At 67.8% G+C, this 24,426-nt stretch carries 21 protein-coding genes and 3 pseudogenes; 16 read left to right on the plus strand and 8 right to left on the minus strand.

The features are described 5' to 3' along the window. The first annotated feature begins 126 nt into the window (after positions 1 to 126). From bioB to G412_RS0129405, 5 genes are all read left to right on the plus strand, one after another. On the plus strand, positions 127 to 1,266 hold the full coding sequence (bioB, locus tag G412_RS0129385) for a biotin synthase BioB (RefSeq protein WP_028815176.1): 1,140 nt from the start codon (positions 127 to 129) through the stop codon (positions 1,264 to 1,266). Next, positions 1,259 to 2,566: an adenosylmethionine--8-amino-7-oxononanoate transaminase gene (locus G412_RS0129390; protein WP_028815177.1), complete on the plus strand. Its 1,308-nt coding sequence runs from the start codon at positions 1,259 to 1,261 to the stop codon at positions 2,564 to 2,566. The genes bioB and G412_RS0129390 overlap by 8 nt, the downstream gene beginning before the upstream one ends. Before the next feature lie 72 nt (positions 2,567 to 2,638). Further along, positions 2,639 to 3,334 carry a dethiobiotin synthase gene (gene bioD, locus G412_RS0129395; RefSeq protein ID WP_028815178.1) on the plus strand — a complete coding sequence of 232 codons (696 nt, stop codon included), beginning with the start codon at positions 2,639 to 2,641 and terminating at the stop codon, positions 3,332 to 3,334. A gap of 37 nt (positions 3,335 to 3,371) precedes the next feature. Continuing rightward, complete coding sequence (locus tag G412_RS0129400) at positions 3,372 to 3,734, plus strand: VOC family protein (protein ID WP_028815179.1); 363 nt, start codon at positions 3,372 to 3,374, stop codon at positions 3,732 to 3,734. A 40-nt stretch (positions 3,735 to 3,774) separates the two neighbouring features. Then, positions 3,775 to 4,482, plus strand: a complete 708-nt coding sequence (locus G412_RS0129405) for a class I SAM-dependent methyltransferase (RefSeq protein ID WP_028815180.1) — start codon at positions 3,775 to 3,777, stop codon at positions 4,480 to 4,482. A gap of 83 nt (positions 4,483 to 4,565) precedes the next feature. On the opposite strand, the gene G412_RS0129410 is transcribed toward G412_RS0129405, so the two are convergent. Together G412_RS0129410 and G412_RS0129415 are read right to left on the minus strand one after the other, a co-directional pair. Beyond that, positions 4,566 to 4,934, minus strand: a complete 369-nt coding sequence (locus G412_RS0129410; protein ID WP_028815181.1) for a hypothetical protein — start codon at positions 4,932 to 4,934, stop codon at positions 4,566 to 4,568. Then, entirely contained in the window at positions 4,931 to 5,158 is a 228-nt protein-coding gene (locus G412_RS0129415; RefSeq protein WP_028815182.1) for a hypothetical protein, read from the minus strand. Before G412_RS0129415 ends, G412_RS0129410 begins: the two co-directional genes overlap by 4 nt. Before the next feature lie 102 nt (positions 5,159 to 5,260). Here G412_RS0129415 and G412_RS0129420 point away from each other — a divergent pair, with 102 nt between their 5' ends. From G412_RS0129420 to G412_RS0129430, 3 genes are all read left to right on the plus strand, one after another. Further along, positions 5,261 to 5,713, plus strand: a complete 453-nt coding sequence (locus G412_RS0129420; RefSeq protein WP_028815183.1) for a GNAT family N-acetyltransferase — start codon at positions 5,261 to 5,263, stop codon at positions 5,711 to 5,713. 161 nt (positions 5,714 to 5,874) lie between these two features. Then, complete coding sequence (locus tag G412_RS36520; RefSeq protein WP_078607507.1) at positions 5,875 to 7,311, plus strand: hemolysin family protein; 1,437 nt, start codon at positions 5,875 to 5,877, stop codon at positions 7,309 to 7,311. Continuing rightward, on the plus strand, positions 7,308 to 8,330 hold the full coding sequence (locus tag G412_RS0129430) for a hemolysin family protein (protein ID WP_028815184.1): 1,023 nt from the start codon (positions 7,308 to 7,310) through the stop codon (positions 8,328 to 8,330). Before G412_RS36520 ends, G412_RS0129430 begins: the two co-directional genes overlap by 4 nt. Here the strand turns inward: G412_RS0129430 and G412_RS0129435 are convergent. Then, complete coding sequence (locus G412_RS0129435; protein ID WP_037650223.1) at positions 8,327 to 9,061, minus strand: TetR/AcrR family transcriptional regulator; 735 nt, start codon at positions 9,059 to 9,061, stop codon at positions 8,327 to 8,329. The two genes, G412_RS0129430 and G412_RS0129435, sit on opposite strands and share 4 nt — an antisense overlap. Positions 9,062 to 9,353: 292 nt before the next feature. Between G412_RS0129435 and G412_RS0129440 the strand changes: the two genes are divergently transcribed. Further along, a complete protein-coding gene (locus G412_RS0129440; RefSeq protein ID WP_244283296.1) occupies positions 9,354 to 10,139 on the plus strand; it encodes a Tat pathway signal sequence domain protein in 786 nt (261 codons plus the stop codon). An 84-nt stretch (positions 10,140 to 10,223) separates the two neighbouring features. Beyond that, positions 10,224 to 11,003, plus strand: coding sequence for an SGNH/GDSL hydrolase family protein (locus G412_RS0129445; protein ID WP_028815187.1), 780 nt, complete (start codon positions 10,224 to 10,226; stop codon positions 11,001 to 11,003). Between the two features lie 161 nt (positions 11,004 to 11,164). On the opposite strand, the gene G412_RS0129450 is transcribed toward G412_RS0129445, so the two are convergent. Continuing rightward, positions 11,165 to 11,398, minus strand: a complete 234-nt coding sequence (locus G412_RS0129450; protein ID WP_028815188.1) for a site-specific integrase — start codon at positions 11,396 to 11,398, stop codon at positions 11,165 to 11,167. Between the two features lie 98 nt (positions 11,399 to 11,496). Between G412_RS0129450 and G412_RS41865 the strand changes: the two are divergent. Next, positions 11,497 to 11,625: pseudogene (locus G412_RS41865) on the plus strand (DUF6233 domain-containing protein); the annotation flags it as partial. Positions 11,626 to 11,810: 185 nt separating this feature from the next. Here G412_RS41865 and G412_RS36525 read toward each other — a convergent pair. From G412_RS36525 to G412_RS0129470, 4 genes and pseudogenes are all read right to left on the minus strand, one after another. Continuing rightward, the gene (locus G412_RS36525) at positions 11,811 to 13,007 is read right to left on the minus strand and encodes a calcium-binding protein (RefSeq protein ID WP_078607509.1); all 1,197 of its coding nucleotides are present in this window, start codon (positions 13,005 to 13,007) and stop codon (positions 11,811 to 11,813) included. 444 nt (positions 13,008 to 13,451) lie between these two features. Continuing rightward, complete coding sequence (locus G412_RS0129460) at positions 13,452 to 14,582, minus strand: hypothetical protein (protein ID WP_028815189.1); 1,131 nt, start codon at positions 14,580 to 14,582, stop codon at positions 13,452 to 13,454. Between the two features lie 164 nt (positions 14,583 to 14,746). Continuing rightward, positions 14,747 to 15,493: pseudogene (locus G412_RS36530) on the minus strand (transposase). 100 nt (positions 15,494 to 15,593) lie between these two features. Then, positions 15,594 to 15,806 (minus strand): annotated as a pseudogene (locus tag G412_RS0129470) (transposase); the annotation flags it as partial. Between the two features lie 1,789 nt (positions 15,807 to 17,595). On the opposite strand from G412_RS0129470, the gene G412_RS39915 reads away from it, so the two are divergent. From G412_RS39915 to G412_RS36540, 5 genes are all read left to right on the plus strand, one after another. Further along, positions 17,596 to 17,847 (plus strand): hypothetical protein, encoded by a 252-nt coding sequence (locus G412_RS39915; RefSeq protein ID WP_157839190.1) that lies wholly within the window; start codon positions 17,596 to 17,598, stop codon positions 17,845 to 17,847. A gap of 145 nt (positions 17,848 to 17,992) precedes the next feature. Next, complete coding sequence (locus G412_RS39920) at positions 17,993 to 18,268, plus strand: hypothetical protein (RefSeq protein WP_028815191.1); 276 nt, start codon at positions 17,993 to 17,995, stop codon at positions 18,266 to 18,268. Beyond that, entirely contained in the window at positions 18,265 to 18,933 is a 669-nt protein-coding gene (locus tag G412_RS0129485) for a peptidase inhibitor family I36 protein (protein ID WP_028815192.1), read from the plus strand. The genes G412_RS39920 and G412_RS0129485 overlap by 4 nt, the downstream gene beginning before the upstream one ends. A gap of 428 nt (positions 18,934 to 19,361) precedes the next feature. Continuing rightward, positions 19,362 to 19,898 carry a hypothetical protein gene (locus G412_RS39925; RefSeq protein WP_037650225.1) on the plus strand — a complete coding sequence of 179 codons (537 nt, stop codon included), beginning with the start codon at positions 19,362 to 19,364 and terminating at the stop codon, positions 19,896 to 19,898. Positions 19,899 to 20,321: 423 nt separating this feature from the next. Further along, on the plus strand, positions 20,322 to 24,425 hold the full coding sequence (locus G412_RS36540; protein ID WP_157839191.1) for a golvesin C-terminal-like domain-containing protein: 4,104 nt from the start codon (positions 20,322 to 20,324) through the stop codon (positions 24,423 to 24,425). Position 24,426 lies beyond the last annotated feature (1 nt).

Consider the following 24,426-nt stretch of genomic DNA (forward strand, 5'->3'; position numbering starts at 1 on the left):
AGGCAGCCCACAGACACTAGCCGGGCTCGCGCGAGGGCAGGGTGTGGCAATACCCACACCTCGTGAGGCCGCTCTTGTGCGGTTCCTCCTTGGCGGCAGGCGGCGCCGTAGGTGAGGATCGGCTCCATGGACCTGCTGAACACGCTGGTGGAGAAGGGGCTGCGGCGCGAGCTGCCGACCCGCGAAGAGGCGCTCGCCGTGCTGGCGACGACCGACGACGAGCTGCTCGATGTGGTGGCCGCGGCCGGAAAGGTACGCCGCCAGTGGTTCGGACGGCGGGTGAAACTCAACTATCTGGTGAACCTCAAGTCGGGCCTGTGCCCCGAGGACTGTTCGTACTGCTCGCAGCGGCTCGGCTCGAAGGCCGAGATCCTGAAGTACACCTGGCTGAAGCCCGACGAGGCGTCCGAGGCGGCGGCGGCGGGGGTCGCGGGCGGGGCGAAGCGGGTGTGCCTGGTCGCGAGCGGGCGCGGGCCGACGGACAAGGACGTCGACCGCGTCTCGAAGACGATCGAAGCGATCAAGGACCGGCACGAGGACGTCGAGGTGTGCGCCTGCCTCGGCCTGCTGTCGGACGGACAGGCCGAGCGGCTGCGGGCGGCGGGCGCCGACGCGTACAACCACAACCTCAACACGTCCGAGGCGACGTACGGCGACATCACCACCACCCACACCTACGCCGACCGCGTGGAGACGGTCCAGCAGGCGCAGGCGGCGGGCATGTCCGCGTGCTCCGGCCTGATCGCGGGCATGGGTGAGACCGACGCGGACCTCGTGGACGTGGTCTTCGCGCTGCGCGAGCTCGACCCCGACTCGGTGCCGGTGAACTTCCTGATCCCCTTTGAGGGGACGCCGCTCGCCAAGGAGTGGAACCTGACGCCGCAGCGGGCGCTGCGCATTCTGGCCATGGTGCGGTTCGTCTGCCCGGACGTGGAGGTGCGGCTCGCGGGCGGGCGCGAGGTGCACTTGCGGACCATGCAGCCGCTGGCGCTGCACCTGGTCAACTCGATCTTCCTCGGCGACTACCTGACCAGTGAGGGCCAGGCCGGCCAGGCCGACCTGGAGATGATCGCCGACGCCGGTTTCGAGGTGGAGGGGACGGACACGACGACCCTGCCGGAGCACCGGGCCGGTGGCGGCTGTGCGTCGGCGTGCGGCGAGCCGGCGGCCGGCAAGGACGCGTCCCCGGAGATTCCGGCGGCCCGTACGGACCTCGTGTCGGTACGGCGGCGGGGCGCCGGGACGGACCTCGCGCCCAATGCCTGAGCCGCTGTCCCCGGCCGAGCTGCTCCGGCTCGACCGCGAGCACGTGTGGCATCCGTACGGTCCGATGCCGGGCCGGGCCGAGCCGCTGCTGGTGGATTCGGCGTCCGGCGTACGCCTTCGCCTCGCTCAGCCGGCCCACGGGCAGGACGAGTTGATCGACGGCATGTCGTCCTGGTGGTCGGCGGTGCACGGCTACAACCACCCGGTCCTCAACGAGGCGGCGCGCGGTCAGCTCGACCGGATGAGCCATGTGATGTTCGGCGGGCTCACCCATGAGCCGGCGGTGCGCCTGGCCGCGAAGCTGGTGGAGATCACTCCCGAGCCGCTGCGGCACGTGTTCCTGGCCGACTCCGGTTCGGTGTCGGTCGAGGTCGCGGTCAAGATGTGCCTCCAGTACTGGCGCTCGGTGGGCCGCCCGGGCAAGCAGCGGCTGCTGACGTGGCGCGGCGGCTACCACGGGGACACCTGGCAGCCGATGGCGGTGTGCGACCCCGAGGGCGGGATGCACGAGTTGTGGCAGGGGGTGCTGCCGCGCCAGATCTTCGCGGACGCGCCGCCGGCCGCGTACGACGCGGCGTACGCCGGCCACCTGCGCGAACTGATCGCCCGTCACGCGGACGAGCTGGCGGCGGTGATCGTGGAGCCGGTGGTGCAGGGCGCGGGCGGCATGCGCTTCCACTCGCCCGCGTACCTGCGGGTGCTGCGGGAGGCGTGCGACGAGCACGGCGTACTGCTGATCTTCGACGAGATCGCGACGGGCTTCGGCCGTACGGGGACGCTCTTCGCGTCGGAGCACGCGTCGGTCTCGCCCGATGTCCTGTGCCTGGGCAAGGCGCTGACCGGCGGCTATCTGACCATGTCGGCGACGCTGTGCACGGCTGAGGTGGCCGACGGCATCTCACGCGGCGAGGTGCCGGTCCTGGCCCACGGGCCGACGTTCATGGGCAACCCGCTGGCTTCGGCGGTGGCCTGCGCCTCGATCGACCTGCTGCTCGGCCAGGACTGGCAGGGCGAGGTCAAACGCATCGAAGCGGGGCTGGGCGACGGCCTGGCGCAGGTGACGGGACTGCCGGGGGTACGGGACGTACGGGTGCTGGGCGCGATCGGCGTCGTACAGCTGGGCCGCGCTCTCGACGAGGCCGCCATGGCAGCGGCGACGGAGGCGGCGGTACGGGAGGGCGTTTGGCTGCGCCCGTTCCGCGACCTGATCTACACGATGCCGCCGTACGTCACGACCGACGCGGACCTGGCCCGCATCTGCGGGGCGGTACGAGCGGCGGCGGCGTCGGCGGGCGCGTGAGTGGCTCTTCCCCCAGCCCCGCCAGACACGCACTACCGTCAGACACGCACTACTGAGGCAGGAACACACCGCATGACCGTCATCGTCATCAGTGGCACCGGAACCGAGATCGGCAAGACCGTCGTCACGGCCGCCCTCGCAGCCGTCGCCCGAACCCAGGGCCGTACCGTCGCGGTGCTCAAGCCCGCCCAGACCGGGCTCGCCGCGGGGGAGCCGGGGGACGCCGACGAGGTCGTGCGGCTGGCGGGCGACGGAGTGACCGGGGTCGAACTCGCCCGGTTCCCCGAGCCCCTGGCGCCCGCGACCGCCGCCCGCCGAGCGGGCCTGCCCCCCGTACGGCCGCACGACGTCGCCAAGGCGGCGGCCGAACTGGCCACCGAGTACGACCTCGTGCTCGTCGAAGGCGCGGGTGGTCTCCTCGTCCGCTTCGACGACGAAGGCGCCACCCTCGCCGACGCCGCCCGCCTCCTCGACGCGCCCGTCCTCGTCGTCACCCCGGCCGCCCTCGGCACACTGAATTCGACCGCGCTGACCGCCGAGGCCCTGCGCGCCCGCGGAATCGAGATGCTCGGAGTCGTCATCGGCAGCTGGCCCGGCGCCCCCGGCCTCGCGGAACGGTGCAATGTGATCGATCTGCCGGAGGCGGCGGGAGGAGCCCCCCTGCTCGGCGCCGTTCCCGAAGGCGCGGGCGCCCTGGACCCGGCTGAATTCCGTACCCGCGCCACGACATGGCTCGCGCCCCCGCTGGGCGGGACCTGGCAGCCGTAACACCTGTAGCGCCCGTAACGCCCGTATGGTCGTCGCCATGCGAGCACGTATCGACGAAATCGTCTTCGACTGCGCGGACCCGGCCGCCCTGGTCCGCTTCTGGGCCGCCCTGCTGGGCGGCGAACCGGTCGACCGGAGTCCGGACTGGTCGTACGTCGACCCGCCGGACTGGACCCGGGTCGCGTTCCAGCGCGTACCGGAGGGGAAGGCCGCCAAGAACCGGCTGCATCTCGACCTGGACGCGGGCGATCTGGACACGGCGAGTGCCGAGGCGGAGCGCCTCGGCGCGACCAGGACCGGCGGCATCGTCACCGACGAGCACGGCTCCTTCCAGGTGCTGCTGGACCCGGAAGGCAACGAGTTCTGCTTCGTGAGCGGAGTGAGCCGCCCGACGGGGTAAGTATCGCGGTAGCCGTACGCCCCACCGGAGGAGGTCCGTGATGCCCGAGCGCCGCAGCAAGGTTCGCCGGGACGCCGTGCACCACCCGCTCTTCGCACGCTTCTACGCCCGTTTCAGCGTGGCGGCCGACCTGAGAGGCGGGGTGGCGGCGCATCGCGCGGAGCTGTTGTCCGGTCTCTCGGGCCGGGTCATCGAGATCGGCGCGGGCAACGGGCTGAACTTCGCCCATTACCCGTCGGCCGTCTCGGAGGTCGTGGCCATCGAACCGGAGCGCAGCCTGCGCCAGTTGGCGGTGAAGGCCGCCCTGGACGCCGGAGTCCCGGTGGACGTGGTGCCGGGCGCCGCGGAGGCGCTGCCGGTCAAGAGCGAGGCGTTCGACGCGGCGGTGGTGTCGCTGGTGCTGTGCAGCGTGCGGGACGTGCCGCGCGCCCTCTCCGAGATCAGGCGCGTCCTGCGGCCCGGCGGCGAGCTGCGCTTCTTCGAGCACGGCAGGGGCGAGGGCAGGGCCATGGTGACGGCCCAGCGGGTGCTGGACCGCACCGTATGGCCGGTGCTCTTCGGCGGCTGCCACACGGCACGGGACCCGCTGGCGGGCATCGCGGCGGCGGGGTTCGACATCGGCACGTACCGGCGGCTGTTCATACCGGAGAAGGGCCCCAAACTGCCGTCGTCGCCGTGCGTGCTGGGCGTGGCACACCGGCCTCCGGAGAACTCGGAGGCCCGGCGGCAGGCTCCGGAGGTCCCGTAGCGGCCGAAGGTCCCGTAGCGGCCGGAGGTCCCGTAGAGGCCGGCGCTTTCGAAAGCGGGCCCCCTGGGCGGCCGTGGGGCTCGCTAGCTCCACTGCCGCAGCTCGTCCGCGATCACGCGCACGTCCGCCTTGCCCTCCTTGACGAGCCTGGCCAGGTCCCGCACCTGTTCGGGCGAGGTCACGACCTTCAGTCCGCAGGCGACGAGATAGCCGTACGCGACGGCCGACGCGAACATCGCGTTCGAGCGCTCCAGCGCCGGCACGTGCAGCAACAACTGGAGCAGGGCGGCCGCGCGGGCGGCCGGATCGCTGTAGACGGGGATCCCGAATATCTCCGCCTCGTGCCGGGCCACTGCGGCGACGAGCGCGCCCCAGTCGACGACCTGCGGGTCACCCGGAGTTTTGCGTTCGGCGATCATGAGGAGCCAGGCGAGGTCGATCTTGAGAGTCAACGCTTGCCTTCGCGCTCCGTGCCGAACTCCTCCGCGAACACCGACTCGTACTGCCTCATGAAGTCGGACGCGGCCTCGACGAAGGTACGTCCCACCTCCCCCGCGTCCTGCCTGACGAGCTCCTCGATGTAGCGGTTCACGCTCATCCCCCGCTGGAGGGCGCGCTGTCGCGCGGCCTCGGCGGTGGTCTCGTCCACCCGTACGTTCAGCTGAGTCTTTGCCACACCACCAAGCTAGCGCGACGGCGCTAGCACCGGCAAGGGGGACGCGACGAGGGGTGGGAAAGGGGTCGACGCCGTGACGCGCGGGGTGGTGGGATGCCAGGCATGGATGATCTTCGTATACGGGCCGCGACGCCCGACGACCTCGACGCGGTGCTGGCTTTCTGGAAGGAGGCCGCCGAGGGAACGAGCATCAGCGACGACCGCGCGGGTGTCGAGCGGCTGGTCGTCCGCGACCCCGAGGCGCTGATCCTGGCTGAGCTCGGCGACGCCGGAGGCACCGGCGGTGGGGGCGCCGGGCTCGTCGGCACCGTCATCGCGGGCTTCGACGGCTGGCGCTGTCACCTGTACCGGCTGGCGGTGCACCCGGACCGGCGGCGGCGTGGCATCAGCGCCGCGCTGCTCGCGGCGGCGGAGGAACGGTTCGTGGCGCTGGGCGGGCGACGCGGCGACGCGATGGTCCTGGCGGAGAACGAGCGCGCGCACCACGCCTGGCGGGCCGCGGGGTACGCCCCGGAGCAGCAGTGGCGGCGGTGGGTCAAGCCGCTCACAGGGTGACATTTGGGCTGACTTCTGTCGCAATTCACTCGTCCCTCTACCATGGGCGGATCATTCACCCCCTTTTTTGAAAGGTGTGAGCGTCCGCCCATGGGCGAGCCTCCCAGTCGACATCGCGCACTCCTCCCCGCCCTGCCCGATCATGGGGCGGAGGTGAACCGATGACCGAAGTGCTTCTGCTCGCCCTGGCCCTGCTGCTCTCGCTCGCCTGCGGAGCCTTTGTCGCGGCGGAGTTCTCCCTGACCACGATCGAGCGCGGAGACCTCGAACGCGCGGTGGACCGCGGCGAGCGGGGTGCGTCGAGTGCCCTGAAGGCCGTACGCAGCCTTACGTTCCAGCTCTCCGGCGCCCAGCTCGGCATCACCGTGACCAACCTCCTCGTCGGCATGCTCGCCGAGCCTTCCATCGGCAAGCTGATCCGCGGCCCGCTCAGGGCAGTCGGCCTGTCCCCCGCGGCGTCCTCGTCGGTGGCTCTCGCCCTCGGCACCGGGCTGTCCACCGTCGTCCTGATGGTCGTCGGCGAGCTGGTGCCCAAGAACTGGGCGATCTCCTCGCCGCTGGGCGTGGCCAAGGTCGTGGCCGCCCCGCAGCGGATGTTCAGCCTTGTCTTCCGGCCGCTCATCAGCCACCTCAACGGCTCGGCGAACCGGATCGTGCGGCGCCTGGGCATGGAGCCCGCCGAGGAACTGGCGTCCGCCCGCAACCCCCAGGAGCTCGTCGCCCTCGCGCGACACTCGGCGCGGGAGGGCGCGCTGGAGGCCGACACCGCCGAGTTGTTCGTACGGACCCTCAATCTGGCGGAACTGAACGCGCAGAACGTGATGACCCCGCGGGTGCAGGTCACCGCACTGGACGTGCAGGCCACCGCGGAGGACGTCGCGAACGCCACCCGCGCGACCGGCCTGTCGCGCTTCCCCGTCTACCGGGGCAGCCTCGACTCAGTCGTCGGCATCGCGCACATCAAGGATGTACTGACCGTGCCCGCCGACCGCAGGCCGTCGTACCCCGTCGCGTCTCTGCTGCGCGAACCCCTGCTCGTACCGGAGACGCTTACCGTGGACCGGCTCCTCGACCGGCTGTCGGGCAAGCACACCATGGCCGTCGTCATCGACGAATACGGCGGGACCGCGGGCGTCGTGACGCTGGAGGACATCGTCGAGGAAGTCGTCGGCGAGGTGCGCGACGAGCACGATCCGCACGAGACACCGGACCTCGCCCCGGCGGGCGAGGACGCCGACGGGCGGGTGCTGTGGTCGGCGGACGGCGCGGCCAGGACGGACCAGCTGGAGCGGGTCGGGCTGCGGCTGGGCGAGGGCCCGTACGAGACGCTCGCCGGGCTGGTTGCCCACGAGCTGGGACGCATCCCGGCCGTGGGTGACCGCATCGACGTGGCCGGGTGGCAGCTCGACGTGGTGGACGCGACGGGGCGGCGCGCGGCACGTGTGCTGCTGCACGCGCCCCTGCCGGGCGATTCCACCGGCTCGCCCGACTCCACCGGTTCCGCAGGTTCCGCCGGTTCCCCTGAGTCGCTCGGCTCCACCGGCTCCTTCCACTCCACCGACTCCTTCGGCTCCGGGGACAAGGAGGCCGGGCGATGACCGCGGTCCAACTGCTCATCGGCCTGCTCACGCTGGTCGTCAACGCCTTCTTCGTCGGCGCGGAGTTCGCTTTGATCTCCGTACGCCGCAGCCAGATCGAGCCCGAGGCGGAACAAGGCAACCGGCGGGCGCGCAGCGTCCTGTGGGGACTCGAACACGTCGCGGCGCTTCTCGCGGCGGCCCAGCTGGGCATCACGCTGTGCACCCTGGTCCTCGGTGTGGTCGCCGAGCCGGCCATCGCGCATCTGCTGGAGCCGGTCTTCCACGCTCTCGGAGTGCCGGACGGGCTGACGCATCCGATCTCGTTCGTGATCGCGCTCGCGGTGGCGACGTATCTGCACATGCTCTTCGGTGAGATGGTGCCGAAGAACATCGCGCTGGCCGAACCGGTCAGGACCGCGCTGCTGCTCGGGCCGCCGCTGGTGGCGCTGGCCCGTGCGCTGCGGCCGGTGATCTTCGCCATCAACGCCTTCGCCAATGCCCTGCTCAAGCTGTTGCGGGTGGAGGCCAAGAGCGAGGTGTCGGCGACGTTCACGGACGACGAACTGGCGCGGCTGGTCACGGACGCGGGCCACGCCGGGCTGCTCGACGATCGCGCGGCCGAGCGGCTGCACGACGCCCTTGAGCTGGGCCGGCGCCCGGTGCAGGACGTGGTCATGCCGGTGGAACGCGTGGTGTTCGCCCAGATGGGGACGACGCCGGAGGACTTGGAGCGGCTGTCGGCCGAGTCGGGATTCTCCCGTTTCCCCGTACTCGAGGGCCTGCGGATCCTCGGCTATCTGCACGTGAAGGACGCGCTGGACGCCGCGCCGCGCAACGTGCCGTTCCCCGTCTCCGCGCTCCGGCCGATCGCCCGGGTGCGGGCGGTCACGCCGCTCGACGACGTACTGACGGCGATGCGGCGCAGCCGGACTCACCTGGCCGCGGTGCTGGGCGACGACGGCAATCCGGCCGGTCTGGTCACGATGGAGGACGTACTGCGCGAACTGGTGGGGCGGCCGGACCAGAAGCAGTCCTAGGGCGCCTGGGCCGTCGCGCCGCTGTCCGACAGCAGGGCCGCGGACGCGGCGGCCGGGCCGAGGAACGGGGCGAGAAGGAAGAAGCTGAGGTGCGGCAGCTGCCCGGGCAGTTCGGCCGTACGGCCGTCGGCGACGTACCCGCACAGCGTGGAATAGATGCCGCCGACCACCGCCGAGATGAGCTCGTTCGCCTCGGCAGGCGGCGGTGGGGTGGGTGCCTGGGCGAAGAAGTGGTGGAAGTGCCGGAGGAGCCGGGCGCGCTCCTCGCGGGCGCGGGGACCTACCGCGTCGATCTCCACGAGCGCCATCGTGGCGAACGCGGGAACGCGGGCGAGGAGTTCGAGCAGTACGCCCAGGCTCGCTCGCGCCCCCTGCTGCCAGTCACGGGCGGCGTCGTACGCGGCGTCCATCATGCGCAGCAGGACATGGGTGCCATGCCGGTACGTGGCCAGGAAGGCGTCCTCCTTGCCGTCGAAGAGGGCGTAGAAGACGGGGCGGGTGACTCCGGCCGCCCGGCAGATGTCGGTCACCCGCGCGTTCGCGTAGCCCTTTTCGGCCACGGTGTGGACCAGGCCGTCGTACAGCCGGTCCCGCTGCGTGGCGGCAACCAGTTCGGCGGGGACGCGGCTCGGACCACGCTTGATGGCGCGGGCGGGGTCCCGGCCCTCGCGTGCGCCGGGGAGCGGGCAGGGGAAGGGTGCCTCCGGCGGACCCGGCCGCAATTGCGCCATCACGTACCGAACCCCCTTGACGTTGCAACTCCAACGGGTTTACAACCCCCAAGAGTTCCTATTATTCGGCGTCGCCGCCCGCTCAATGTCCAAGGCAGCGCCGCGTGTTGGCCTCCCTGTCCAGCGATGCGGTAGGAGGCCCGGCGTTCCCAGTATGGCGCGGGAACATGCGGCCGGGCGCGTCTCCGCCGCACCGTCGTTCGCCGGAAGCCGCAGCGCGCCGGGTCCCTCGCCCGGGCGTCTTCCCGTGCACACCCTGAGGCGAAAGCCACATCCCCAGAAGGGTCATGCCATGCGCTCATTCACCTCCCGCTCCGCCACGACCGGCTCCACCACCTCCCTCACCGCCACGCCCCGCTCCACCGTCTCCCGCTCCACCGTCTCCCGGTCCGCCCTCTCCCGGTCCGCATCGGTCGCCACCGCCGTCACCGCCGCCGCCACCGCCGCGTTACTGGCCACCGGCGCCTCCGCACCGGCACCGGCTGCGGCACCGGCACCGGCCGCGGTTCCCGTCCTGACGCACGGCAGTGCCGGCGGCAGCGCCGTGGCGGTCGGTGACGTCGTGTCCGCCTCGCTCGTCACGGGAACCAAGGCGACCTTCTACTCCAGCGCCACCGGCACGACCGGCGTCAGCTGCTCCACCTCCTCCTTCAGCGCAACTGTCACCTCGAACCCGACCGCACCCGGCGCCGCCACGGGCTCGATCACCTCACACACCCTCGGCGACTGCACCTCCAACGTCAGCGGCACGACAAGCGTGCAGAGCATCACGATCGAGAACCTGCCCTACTCCATGTCGGTCGGCGATTCCGCCGGAAAGCCCGTGGTGATCAGCGGAGCGCCGATGCAGATCACCGCGCGCCTCAACAGCTGGATCGGTCCCATCACCTGCGTATACCGCGCGACGAGCATGAGCGGCAGCGCCGACAACCAGGGCAACACGATCTCCTTCAGCAACCAGCAGTTCACGCGCTCCTCGGGCCCGAGCTCCTGCTTCTCGCCCGGCTACTTCTCCGCCACGTACGGACCCGTCCGGGACATGAGCCAGAGCGGAAACCCGGCCGTCTTCGTCAACTGACGCTCGCACCGGCAGCGGCGGCCTCGGCGCGCGTCGGCGGCCGCGCGCCGAGGCCGCCGCCTGCCGGGATACGATCGCTCCGCCATGGAACTGAATGCCACATACACCAGTCTCGTCGCGGTCGGCGACTCGTTCACCGAAGGCATGTCGGACGCCCTGCCCGACGGCTCGTACCGCGGCTGGGCGGATCTGCTCGCCGCTCGGCTCGCGGCGCGCACACCCGGTTTCCGGTACGCGAACCTCGCCGTACGCGGAAAACTGATCGGCCAGATCGTCGCCGAGCAGGTCGATGCCGCGGCGGCCATGCAGGCGGACGTGGTGACGCTGGTGGGCGGGCTCAATGACACGCTCCGGCCGAAGGTCGACATGGGCAGGGTGTGCGGACTCCTCGAAGAGGCGGCAGGGAAGCTGGCGCCTTCCTGCAAGCAACTGGTGCTGATGCGCAGTCCCGGCCGCAACGGTCCGGTGATGGAGCGCTTCCGCCCGCGGATGGAGGAACTCTTCACCTTCATCGACGAGCTGGCGGCGCGGCACGGCGCCCTGGTCGTCGATCTGTACGGCAACCCCGTGCTCGGTGACCCGCGGCTGTGGCATGTCGACCGGTTGCATCTGACGGCGGAGGGGCACCGGCGCGTCGCCGAGGCGGTGTGGCAGGCACTGGGTCTCGCGGCCGAGGAAGACTGGCGGACGCCGCTGGCGCCCGGTGTGCTGCCCGGCTGGGCGGCGCGGCGCGGGAGTGACCTGCGGTTCGCGCGCGAACACCTGGTGCCGTGGATTGGGCGACGCGTCACCGGGCGGTCGTCGGGCGACGGACGGCCGGCCAAGCGCCCGGAGCTGCTTCCGTACGACGCTCCCCTGCCATAGCGCGCTCGACACGCTGATCGCGCGCTCTTCGTAGCAAGCCACAAAGGGGACCGCGGCGCTGGCCTGCAGAAACCGCCAGTAGAATCTGGTCACGTTCTACGCGTGAACGGATAGATCCAGGAATCAGAGACGCTTTCAGCAGACCAATTACTGATCATCTCTCACCGATTCTCACTGCCACTCGGTTCAGCTCCGTGGAAGGCGTCCCACGCGGCCGCGGCCGGCCGGAGGTCCTCGATGTCCACGTGGACGTACTTGGCCTTCGTGAAGGCCGCGTTCGTGTGCCCCGCCCGGGCGGCGAGGACGACATCAGGCACACCGTTTACGGCGAGGTAGTTGAGGCACGAGGGTCGGGCATCGTAGAGCTGCACCCTCCGCATCTCCAGCTCCCGCATGAGCCGGTAAGCGTGCTCGCGGAGGTGCCGCGTCTTCAGAGGCTCGCCCAGCCGGGGGCTCGGTGGCGGCCCCGCTCGGTAGCAGTCGGCCTGACTGGGTGACCCAGCTGGGCATCGGTGATGGACGGCCCCCGATGGCCGTCCATGTCGGTGGCTGTAACCCTGCGGGTGGACGCCCTCGCGCCATCGACCGTACGCAGGCCCTCCGCGCTCTGGCCGAAGGCATCGCCCCCTGTCAGGTCCTGCAAGCCCGACCGCGACCTCCGCTACCTCGGCTAACTACGCCAACCACGCCTTGCGACCGGTGCCCTTCTTTGGGGCAGGACTCCAGGCCCTTTCTCACCCACACGAGGTCACTCAGCTGCTGGCTGGGCGCCGAACCGTTCGGCATCACCGCCAACGCAGCCGTTCTCTACGGGATGCCGTTGACCGTCTCGCAGCGCACGGCGGTGTCGCGGTTGCCTGCTTCGCCGTCGCAGAGGTCAGTGTGCGGCCCGCCGTCGAGGAAGTCGTTTGCCGGGCCTGCCCGTAGCGTGTCGTCTCCCGCACCGCCGTTGAGCTCGCCCCGCCCGCCGACGGTGCCGATGGTCGCAGTAGCGTCGAAGTTCGCGTTGTCGCCGAAGAGCGCGTCGTTTCCGCCTCGGCCCTTGATGACGTCGTTGCCTGCGTCGGTAACGTTGACGTTGGCTGCGGAGCTGTCGCCGACGAGAGGTTCGTCTGCTGATCCGCCGATGAGCTGGTCGTTGCCGGAACCGATCGCACGGCCGGCACCCGGATCTAAAACGAAGACGTTGTGATCGCCGATCGCCACGCCTCCGCCATCAGCGCCCAGGTCAATGACGTCATCTCCTCCTCGGCCGATAGCGTCCCCGGCCGCGTTGCTGTCGCCGATCCCGAAGTCCAAGCCTTGTTCACCCTTGATCAAATCGTCACCGGCCCCCTTGGCGTTCCCGGTGAACGCGAACGAGTCCCCGGTCACCCAGTCATCGCCGCGACCGCCGTAGATACGGTCGTTGCCACCGCCGGTTGCGCTCTCTCCCCGGCTGTCGCCATTGACTCGGTCGTCTCCCCCGCGCCCGTAGAGGAGATCGTCACCGCCTCCGACTGCGTGTCCGCCGAGGCTGATGACATCACCGACGAGCAGGTCATCGCCGGCGCCGGCGTCAATCTTGTCGTTGCCACGCCCGCCACTGAGCGTGTCGTCTCCGCCCAGGCCGCAGATCAGATCCCTACCACCGTTGCCATCGATCGTGTCCGGCCCCGGCGTCCCGATGATCACGTCCGGCCCCGGAGTGCCGGCCGTGCTGCCCGGGTTGGTGGCCGGGCGACCGAAGCACGTGCTGTGAGCAGCAGCGGACGGCAGTCCCGGAAACCCAACTACGAGCAGTCCCGCCGTGGCGAGGACGACAGTCAGAGCGCTTCCACGTTCGGGACGCCGTGTCGGGCCCCAAACGGCCGATGGTTTCGGCGACGAAGAGTCATGCGAAGCCTCCGGTTGCTGTATCGCGCGCCGCCCAAGTCGGTGCTGGAGCTGGCAGGGCGGATCGCCTGCATATCTCGGCCCCGGGCTGGCGTGAGAGGCAGCACCTAGCGAGACATTTCGGACCATAGGCAGTGATCTTCGCTGTGGCGACCGTGGCCTCGCATACGGGCGACGCGGATACTGTGACCGTTCGCCGAACGGTCAGGCAGCGGCTCTCAACCTGTGGTCTTCCAGAAACAGGCCCACAAGTGAGGGACATCGGCGCAGCGAGCGCTTCCGGTTCAGAGGGTGTTCGTCCCACTGTCCGTTCGCCAACGTCTTGTCGCTGCCCCAGGTCGTCTTTCGTGATTCGCCAGTCCTGAAGGCCACTCGCCGCGTAGGTGCGGATCCGGTGTCCCAGGAGGTCCTGTCGCTCACCGTTGTTGGAGTCCAGCCCGCAATACGCCGGAAGGGCCGTGCCCGTGCGGGCACGGCTTCCGTTTTCGGCGTGAGGAGGACGTCAGGTGATGGTCGTCTATCGTTACGCCTCGCGCCGACCTGTCGGCGCTCAGTTCCGAGCGCTCAGAACGATCATGCGTATGTACTGACTGCCGTAGGTGATGAACACGCCGGCATCCTTGGCAACGGCGTCCGGGGGCGTGGCCGCCACCGGCAATGGCTTTGCGACCCCGGTCTTGGCCGAGACGGAGACGGGCATGTTCCCCTCAGTGCCGTCCTGTCGGTCAGACCATAGGCGGTGCCGTCGTCGCCGACGGAGATGAGGGTGATCTCCTTGGCGTCCTTCCCTTCGCCGACGCAGTGGCCCTTGCCCTTCTTAAGGTCGAAGACACTGCCGTCCTTGATCAGATAGTCACCGTTGGGTGATACGGCTGGAGGGGTGTCGTACTGATCGGCTCGCTCGGGGATGCGCAGGTCATATGGGGTGCCGACGCTTTCGCACGAGGCGGTCGCCTGGGGCTTGCCGGTCGCCAGGTCGTGTACGGCTGAGATGGGGTCGCCCGAAGTGGTGTACCAGCCGGCGATCAGGTGGTTGCCCGCGGCGCTGTTGATCCGGCCGTTCGGCGTCTCCCAGGGGCCTGTACGGGCGGCTTCCCCCTTGAGGACCGCGTCAACGCCGGGCGGAGTCACCTCTGTGCTGTGCCAGCCGCCGTCGACGCCGAAGCCGCCGGAGGCACTGCCGCCGTGCTCGAGTTTGCCGTTGGTGACCAGGCCGTCCGGACCGGGGAAGGCATTGTTGAGGTCCAGGTCGGAGAACTTCCCGCCGAGCTTCACCTTGGAGATGTCTTGGGTGACCTTGTCGTCAGGGGACACTAGGGTGGCGTTCTCGTAGAGGGGTCTGACCAGTAGGCCCCGCGCTCCCGGGAACACGCTGAGATCGGGGGCGGAATCCTCACCCGGCATTTCGGCATCCGTGGTGCCGGATGGGGCGATGTCCCCGGAAGCATCGACCGGGTAGAAGGCCGCGGAGATGACCTCCTTGGCGTTGTCGAGCTGGTTCTTGCTCTTTTTGCCGTACGCCCACACCGCGAAGTACTCGCCGCCCGTGATCAGCGATATGCGCGGGACCGTCAGTCGCAGGGACGGGGACTCGGTCTGCTCCTCGGTGAGCTCCGGTGCCTTCCAGGGCTTGCTCGTAGACAGCAGGCGGCCGGACACCGCCTCGCGAACCTTCAGGAGGTACCCCTGCTCGGTCTCGGGCATCCAGTCGGCCCTGACCTCCCAACCCTGTTCGCTCGCAAAGGCAGCGGGAGGTGTGATCTTGCTCTTCAGGGCGACGTCGGTGGGGTCTTGGCCGCACCCCCGGGCACGCCATCCTTGGAGCCGCCAAAGGTGCACCCCAACATGGTACCGATCAGTGAGCGTTTTCAGCGTTGCCTCTCCAGAGTGAGGACGGCTGCGGCGATTGACGTCATGCGGCTGGGGCTTACGCGGGACCGGCGGAAGATGCGCCAGGACTTCAGCCGTGCCATCCCGCGTTCGACGGGTGCCCGGGCCTGGGCCAGTGCTCGGTTGACCGTGCGCCGGGTCGGAGAGAGCTCCCCGCCAGGAGGCCGTTTGCGTCCGGTGGTCACCCACGGTCCGGCTCCCTGGTAGGCCCGGTCGGCGAGGACGGGGACGCCCTGACGTTCGCAGATCCGGATGATCCGGTGCGCGCGGCCAGCTGTGAGGTCGTGGGCACGGCCGGGCAGCGCGGGCGAGATCCACAGCATGCGACCTGTCGGGGCGGTCACGACCTGCACGTTCACACCGTGCTGGCGGTGCTTGTGGAAGTAGTCGGCCCGCCCGTCGCCAGTCCGGTCACACTCCGCGAGAGTGCCGTCTAGCAGCACGCAGTCCGGATCGCTCTCGCGCAAGACCTTGAGCAGGCCCGGCGCCCGGTCGGCGAGGAGAGCGATCACCACAGAGGTATAGGCGTGTGCGGTGCCGACGGAGATCCCGAAGCCGGCGGCTATCTGGGCGAGGGGTCGTGCTAGCGCAGGTGCACCAAGGCGACCAGCGCACGCTTGTGCGGCGGCAGCTTGCAGCGCCGGTCACCCTCACGGGTGACGACGAGCATCGTGACCCACTCGACCAGAGCATGCGGAAGGTCGAGTTCCAGGATAGGGAACCAACGAGGCTCCTTTACCAGTGGATTGTGACTTCGAACACCTCCCCCAACGGCACGGGGCCTCGTGCGTTGCGTGCCCAGCCGCTGTCACCCGATCAGTGGCCAGGATGAAAGCAATCATCGACCACCCACGCCTCGGGCGGGACCACCTCGCACAGCTTCTGGGCAATGCGCAGTCGCACCGACAGCGGATCCCATGGCGACTGGTTTACAAACTGCTGCAGGGCCCGCATGTTCCCATCCGGCAGCCGCTCGGCCATCGGCTGGATCGACTTGTGCCGACCGTCCAGCATCAGACCCCGTAGGTAACAGTCGCCCCACCCCGCCGTCAGATGCGGCACGACTGCCAACAGCCGGGTTGCCCGGAAGTTGGCTGGGATGATACGCCTGGATGACAAACACGCCTCATATTCGTGATCACTCTCCGGGGGAGGGGGGGAGCACCGAGCGAGACGCTGATTCGGTCAACCCCCCATGATCAATTGACGAACAGCCCGAGGCCCGCCAGCAGCGACACTGACAAATCCTGCCCGGAAAGCCCGACGCCCTCCGCTACAGGGGTGCGGGAGGGGAGGCCTGATGGCTTGTTTGCTCACAATGAATCTCGGCCAGTCATCCGACGCCCCGCACAAGAGCGTCACGGTCGATGAAAGCCGACGCTGGCGTCTCTACATGGAAGGTCGCCTTCGACAGGTCCAACATCCGCCGGTAGAACCCAGATGTGGGACGAGAGCCTTTCGCGCACTACATGCTAGCCACCCCCAGCTGAGGCCCTTGGCTTCCCTCGTGTCCTGATCTCGCCGGACAGCCCTGCGCTTTCGATGGCTCCCGCGCTACGGTCTCGGTGAGATCATCACAGAAGTACCGGGGGAAATATGGTCGGTACAACGCAAACGAGCAGCGCGAGCGTCGCTACCTCCGAGGGTACGGGGGCCCTAGGCTGCGCAACTACGCGCAGGCCGTGCTCAAGGAGTGGCAGTCGACGAAAGGCTGGCAGCCCGCCTCACAGTTGCGCGCAGCCTCGCACAGCAATGTGCGGGACTACGCCGGCCGGTTCCTCCTAGAGTTGCCGCAAACGGCCACGACGCCTATCCCAGAGGCCGCAACAACGGTGGCGTCCAAGTCCTGCTCGACGAGGACAAGAGCCGCACGGGACTCTTTACGTGGCCAATGGCGGCACGCTGTTCACCTGGGCCAGCGTCGAGGCCATGCGCAAGCTCGCCCGAAGCGAAAAGACCGTCGGTGAGGGCATCGGGAACCAGGGTGTCGGTTTCCGGAGCATTCTAGAGATCACGGACGCCTCCGAGATCTGCAGCGCCCGTCCCGCCCGACCAGGGGCGGCCCTTCTCGACAGATACGGCCCCCAGGCGGTGACCCCACAGCCTTCCAGGGGTGGCCGTTCAAGCGGGATCGCATGCCGGCGGAGCATCAATGCGGGGCGGCGCCAGCGAAGACGCCTTCAGCCATCTTGATCTCGAGGACTGGAAAGCAAATTTTTTTGACCTTCTGTCAAATCAATTTGTCAGGTCATTGAGTCCCCCCGGACAGCTTTGTGGCCGGAACCTGTTGTTGTGATCCGCTTCACTCTGCCCGAAGTGGGCTGCTGTCACGGGAATCGGATTCGGCCATCCACTTTGCGTTGCTCACGCCTCAGTGGCCCTCCTTTTCCCAGGCGTCACAGCGGGGATGGGCGGCCCTGGGCCTTGCCTGTGGAAGCATCGGATCCTGGCCATGTCTCGGGTGGGCACTTGTCCCGCGTTCTCGGGCTGTGCCTATGGTGGTCACCGTGTTCCCGGCAGTCCTGACCAGACTGCCGAAGTAGCACGCCATCAAACATCGGGGGACCACGTCGTCATGGGGGATCGCGTCAGACCGCGATACCGGATTTTCATCGCGCGCTAAGTAATCCCGTCGGGTTCTAGACGAGCCGGGGCGTACCTGACGCCCGGACAGGCGGCTAGAGGTATCACCCCTCTTCCTTGCGTGTTCCTGTCCAAGCTGTCGCAGTAGCGTGCCTGAATCGCTGCCAATAGGCCCGAGCTCGCGCGGTTTTGACTCCTGCTCATTCTCACTCAGCACCCCATAACCTTGAAAGGAGTCCGCTGCATGCCCGACGAGATGGTACGCAAAGCGCAGCAGTTAATTAACAGGACCTACGACAACGGTGCGACGCTGGGTACACGAAGGTCACTTCGAGATCGGCGTCAGGCCAGGCGACCCACGCTGGCCAGGGCCGCGAACAAGATCCGCCGCTGGAACGAAGCCCCCGGGCAGGGTGTCCGAGTCATCATCGACCCGTCCCTCCCGTCCCTCCCGTCCCTCCCGTCCCGCCGGCTGACGGCCGCCATGTACCGGTGAAACTGGCGTAATGAAACGAATCCTGCCTGCGCTCGCCCTTGCTGCTGCCGTCCTCCTCTCAGGATGCGTCTCAGATGATGAGACTCCATGGACGCGCGATCCGACCACACCGACCCCTCCGAGCACCACCGCTTCCCCTGCCCCGGTGGCCACCGAGCTGGCCGACCGCTACCGCAAGACCGGCGGAGACAACGACGTCTACGGCATCCGCCACGCGAAATCCAAGGACGGCTCCCTTGAGCTGACCGTGTGGACCCGCAAGAAGACGGGCTACGAGCCCTTCGACGACTTCGCCACCAACTTGGCGTCCTTCCTGGCCGGAGAGGGCGTCCGCCTCGACCAGGGCTACGTACTCAACGTGTACGGCCCCGACGGAACCCGGCTGCACAACTACGACACCACACCGGAGAACAACTCGTGATACGCAAACCGTTAACCAATCTTCTGCTCGCGACCGCATCGGCCACCGCGCTGATCGTCACCAGCGCCGCGGCAGCGCAGGCCGACGAGCCCACTCCTGAGCCGTCCGTCACGGCTCCGCCGACGGCAGAGGAGCCGGTCAACCCGGTCATCGCCGAATACGACGGGCGGAAGATCAACCTCGCCGAGTCCTGGGAGGGGGCGGACAGCTGCACCGAACTCCCCAACGGGGAAGTCCACTGCTACGACTCGGACGAGGAAGCGCTGGCCGATCCCGCACTACCCGCCGAAAGTCGCAAGGAGACGTTGAAGGCTGCCTCGGCGCGCTCGGCCTCGGCGCCTCCCCGTGGGTGCGTCGCCGACTACTGGTGCCTGTACATGGACACCGGCTACGAGGGCAGGCTGCTCAGGCTGTCCAGTGACGGCAAGAAGGACCTCAACGAGTGGGGCTGCCGCGACAACCTGGGCTCCGTCTTCTACTGGGTCGGGCGTTGGGCGCTCAACTACGGTAACGCCAAGATCACCGACTACCGGTCATGGCCGGTCGATGACCGGGTCAGGGCCCTCAACGCGCCCGCTGATTACCGCAACTTCGGGAACCTCGCCTATCCCGGCGGCGGGAACTGGAACAACAAGGTCGACATCTTCGAAGTCCGCCGCAACTAGCTTCCGCAGCCACGACCCGGTGCTCGCACAGCACCCCCCGGTGCGAGCCCGTTGGCCTGTTCATCCACTTCACTCAGCGGGCAGGGCTGCCGGGCCGGGCCGCGTCTGACCGAGGTCACAGTCCAGGTTCGAGGCCGACCCGCGCTGAGACAGCGGGGCACTCACGTGGCCGTGCGCAACAGCAAGCACCTCCGGCGCCGCACCCCCTCAGCGCAACAGTGAGGCCCTTCACTGTGCGGAAGGAGAGGGAGGCGAGCGGCACATCCTCCACTCGTATTTTGCGAGTGTCCGTGCGACTACGCAAGCACGTCTTGCTGCTGCGCTGCTCTCGATTGCCTGACTCATCGGTAGAGCGGCACCTGACAAGCAGCTCGGTGATTGACGGGGCTGCCCTACTTCGATTCACAGCAACAACTAGGAGACCTGCTATGAACCGCGCCGTCATGCGCCTGTCGACATTTGCCGCGGCAGCCGTCGCTTTCAGCGGAGTCATCATGACCTCGCAGTCAGCCAGAGCAGCTGCTACATGCTCGACCGCGTCCAGCAACTTACGAGTCATAGATCTGCCCGGGCTCAAGCCGGACACTCAGATCGGCGCCGACGTCTGCGCCGACCCTTCCGCCGACAAAAATGTAAAGGCTGACGTCACGCTCAACTGGGGCATCCTGGATGACCAAGTGCAAGACGCTGGCAAGCGATTCACATCATTCAAGGTAATCAGTCGACTCGAAAACCGACCGTCGCCGTCCGGCGTCGACCGTGTGGTCGCGAGCACCACTTGCGACTTCACGAACAAGTTCAACCAGAGCTATGCCAACGCGACGGGCCTGACGTGCTCTACTCCGACCGCCGCTTACAACGCGGATCTGCATTGGTCCGGTGACGCGACCGTCGTCTACGACATCGAGGGAGACGGAAAGGGCGCGATCACCTGGCAGCTCACCGGAACCCCGCTCGTCAGCTGAGCGAGGAAACTCAACCCTGGTCCGCCCCAGCCAAAGGGACGGACCAGGGCCGAACCCAGCGCCACTGACGACTACTGCTGCCTGCGTATTGCCGCTCCGACCTGCCCTATCGGAACTGTGGTCACTGCGGTAGGCGGTACCACCCCTTCACGCCACCCACTGGCCACTTGCTGATCATGACCATGACAGCCGTGCCGCACACCCGCGCCACACCCATCCCCAGAGCACACAGAGGGAAGATCGTTGAAATTCAGAACAAGACAAAGAAGGGCCGTCGCCGCAGCGCTGAATGCCACGCTGGTAGTCGGCCTACTCCAGAGCCAGGCATGGGCGGACCCCCAATCAGCAGACGATCGGCCAGCGCGTTCCACAGCTGAAGCTCCAGTCCACCCATCCAAGGTCCCACCGGCCGACCGCGACAAGGTGCTGGGGAGGGATTGGAAGGAATCGGCCGACCGGGCCTGGACGACAACGGGCGATGCCACAGGCTTCCATATCCTCACGGCGGATCAAAAGGCCGGTTACGCCTGGCGCACTGCGGCCACACTGTCCGAGCCGGGTTTCGATACCGACATGTGGATCGGCAATGCTTGTGTCACCGGATCCGGCAAGCGTGCCGTCGTCGCCTACGCCCCGCGTAGTTTCACCAACAAGCCGGAGCTGATGGCCCGCGGTGCGTTCACCGCCGTCGTCGACTTGGGATCCGGTGCGGTCACCAAGCTCGACCGGCAAGCCTCGTTGGCGTACTTCAGCCCCGGCTGCGGCACCGGCGAGACCGCCGTGTTCACCCAAGCCGGCGGTGAATCCAAGAACGCGACCCGGCTGCTGACCGTTGACGCCTCTACCGCGAACCTCGGCCGAACCGTCGAGCTCCAGGGCCAAGTTACTTCCGCGGTACCAATCGGCAAGGACATCGTTGCCGCAGATGCGGCCCGCCTCACCAGAATCGACCCTTCGGGCCGCCGCGTCGCCCTCGCGCACACCAGCCAGGTCCCCTTCGGGCTCACGGTGGACAGCGATGGTGGCGTTGTCTACATGGACCGCCCCGCCGACTCCGGCACCGAGGGCGAGGTCCGGCGGATCACCGCAGCTGACATCTCCCACGCAGACGCGACCAAGGCGAAGCCAGCAGTGCTGGCCCGCGGACCGCTCACCAAGATGGATCTGTCCGCCAGCGCCGACGGCGAGGTCTTCGTCACCGGAGAAACACAGGCGGCTCAGCCGCTGCCCAAATCGGTGACGCGCTGGCCCGATGTCCCGAAGGGCGCCGCGGCCTCAACCAACGGCGATGCGCTGATCACCAGCGTGACCCTCGCCCATGGCAAGGATCCCAGGACACCCCAGGGTGCGGCTCCCAAGGTGGCAGGCATCGACGTCAGGGTCCTCAAGACCGGCAGGACCGCCGCGTTTTCTCTCACCCCGTCGGCACCGGAGAGTGCTCACCCGGGCGGCGGGGCGTCTCTTTCACCCGCGCTGTCCGCTCCCGCAGCGGGAGCTCACAGCGCCAAGGCGGCAGCACTGGCAGCCGGCGGAACAGATGAGCCGGAACGTTACTGTTCGGTGCCGCGCAACAATACGGGCAAGCAGGCGATGCAACCTAAGCCGCGGCAAGTCGAGTGGGCTGTGGACCAGGCCATCACCGGCAACCTGAACAAGCACATATCCCGTCCCGCCAACTGGAAGAACCTCGGCATGGGCGCCTACCAGCCCCAGAGCCTGTTCCCGCTCAAGGGTCTCGAGGGTGGCGGCCGCGTCCCGGCGCAGGTGATGCTGGGCATCACTGCCCAGGAATCCAACATGTGGCAGGCGTCCCGGGTTGTGGTACCCGGGGTCACCGGCAACCCGCTCATCGGCAACTACTACGGCATCAAGTACAGCTCCGGCGGCACGCAGGACGACCCCTGGGCGATCGACTGGGCAGAAGCCGACTGCGGTTACGGCATCACGCAGGTTACCGACGGCATGCGGATGCACGGCAGGGAGAAGCCCGGCGAGAAGCCTCTCAGTGCTCTTCAACAGGAAGCGGTCGCCCTGGACTACACCGCCAATGTCGCGGCTGGCGTCAACATCCTCGTCGACAAGTGGAACCAAACCCGCAAAGACGGCCTGACCGCCAACGGCGGTGACCCGAAGTACCTGGAGAACTGGTTCTTCGCCCTGTGGGCCTACAACGCCGGTTACTACCCCAAGGCCAGCGCGGGCGCCAATGGTGGCATGTGGGGAGTGGGTTATACCAACAACCCGGCCAACCCGCTGTGGAAGGCCAACCGCACCCCGTTCCTGGAAAGCCCGTCAGGCGGTAACGACTACTCTCAGGCCGCCCATCCGCAGGACTGGCCGTACCAGGAAAAGGTCCTCGGTTGGGCCGCACGCCCACTCGAAGGGCTGGAATCCCCGGGGAACATGGTCTCCGGCTTCCGTCCCGCTTGGTGGACCAACGACGCTCTGCGCACGAAAATGAAGCCCGCAGAAGGACTGTTCTGCACCACGGCCAACAACTGCGACGCGAGCAAGATCGGTCCGAACGACCAGAACGAACCCGGTCTCGGTGCCTGCAACCGCGCCGACCTCAAGTGCTGGTGGAACCAGCCGGTCAAGTGGAAGGACTGCACCAAGGCGGAGTGCGGCAACGAGATCCTCAGGTTCAACGACACCTTTGCAGAAGAGGCCGACGGCACCGCCTACCCGCCCAATTGCTCAACCCAGGGCCTGCCTGCAAACGCCCTCATCGTCGATGACACTCCGAACAGCTACGCCTCTCCACGGGGTGGTTGCTCGCTGCTGAAACCGTCGGCAGGAACGTTTGACCTGGACTTCGCATCTCCCAGCGCCCGAATCGACTTCCAGCAGCTCGGCGCAGGGTACGGGGGGCACTTCTGGTACGCCCACACCCGCAAGCCCGGCGCCGACGGCGGACGCATGAAAGTCACCGGCACCTGGAAGCTCGACAAGCCCATGACCGGAGCAGCCGAAGTCTTGGTGCACCTACCTGATCACGGGGCGCACACCACCCAGGCCGCATACGACATCAAGTCCATCGCTCGCACAACCCGCAAGGTCATCTCCCAGCCAGGCATGGCGAACCGGTGGGTATCGCTCGGCATACAAAACTTCAAGGGCGTCATCCCGGAAGTCAGCCTCTCTTCGGAGACCCCGGACGGCACTGGCGACCAGGACATCGCATTTGATGCCGTCGCATTCGCACCGAAGACCACCACGGGTGGTGTCCCGCAGCTGGTACTGCAGAATGCCGACCCGAACGCACCTGACGTGGTGTTCGGCGAGGCTGCCCGCCCGATACCAGCCAACCGGGCTTCTGCGTTCAAGTCGCCGGCGAACAACTGCCGCCCCGTCCCAGGCGTTGCTGGGCGCGAGATGTGCATCCAGACGACATCACTCGAGGGACAGGCCCTGCCGAACTCTCGCGGCCCTGGCGCACGAGCAGCCGCCCTGACGTGCAGTACCGGCATCGAGATGTCGTCCTACAACCGATTCCAGGCATGCGCGGTGACGAAGCTGAAGCTCATCCTCTTCGAAAACAACGTGCCTGTGGGAACAGGTGAGTTCGTCGTCGACCACGACATCAGGCTGACTGCGACCAAGACGGAGATCTACCAGGCTCTCAATATCAAGCCGGTGGAGATCCAGCCGCAACTGGGGACCGTCTCTCTAGATCTGAACTTCATTTGCGGCGGGGCCTGCTCGACGGAACCGCCGATCTCTGTCATCGACGGAGTGTGGACTGCGGGGCAAACACACACCGCCACCATTACTTCCAAGTCCAAGTGGGTCAGCTCCGATCCCACAAAGAAGGTCCATGACTTCCTGGACCTGAAGTGGTCAGTGACCGCTACCGCTGTCGGCGGCAAGGCCAAGAGCGTCCCGCACACATGGACCAAGGACGCTCTGACGGTGCGTTGCGACAACGAGGTCGGCGGCAATCCTGGCTGCGTATTTCCCAGCTACATCCCCGACTTCGAACTCAATTACGAGAAGTACCCGGTCGCGGCATCTCTGTACTGGGTCATCTGGAAGAAGCTCCAAGGCGGCAACTTCCCTGGAAACAAGGACAAGAATTCTCCGCTGACACGTCTGGCCAGCGATGCGGCTGCAAAGACCAATCGCAGCCGCATGTGTTCCAAGAGCGCCACGAACTTCGTCCCCAATCCGGCAGGGGCCAGCTGCGACGAGTACCCGTTCGCGAAGTCGCGACAGAGCGGTGGACTGAAGACCGACGCCAGCGGCGTGCCGCTCAAGGGCACCGCCTGTGCGCAGTTCTCCGCCGTGCAGAACACCCAGACCAAGAAGTGGTCGCTCCACTACGACTCCAACTACGCCCTGCCTACTTGGAACGAGCCGTGTGGCCGAGGCAGCATTCCGACTCAGCAGAACACGGATGCGGGCGGCGACCTGGGGCGCTTCACCGTGGAGGTACGGCTGATCGACAGCGATCCGTACTACCCCGTGGTTCCCGAACTCGAGAACTGCAAGGTAGAGGAGGTATGCACCGTCATGCCGCGGCCGTAGT

The organism is Streptomyces flavidovirens DSM 40150 (assembly GCF_000429085.1).
In the GTDB taxonomy this organism is placed as follows: domain Bacteria; phylum Actinomycetota; class Actinomycetes; order Streptomycetales; family Streptomycetaceae; genus Streptomyces; species Streptomyces flavidovirens.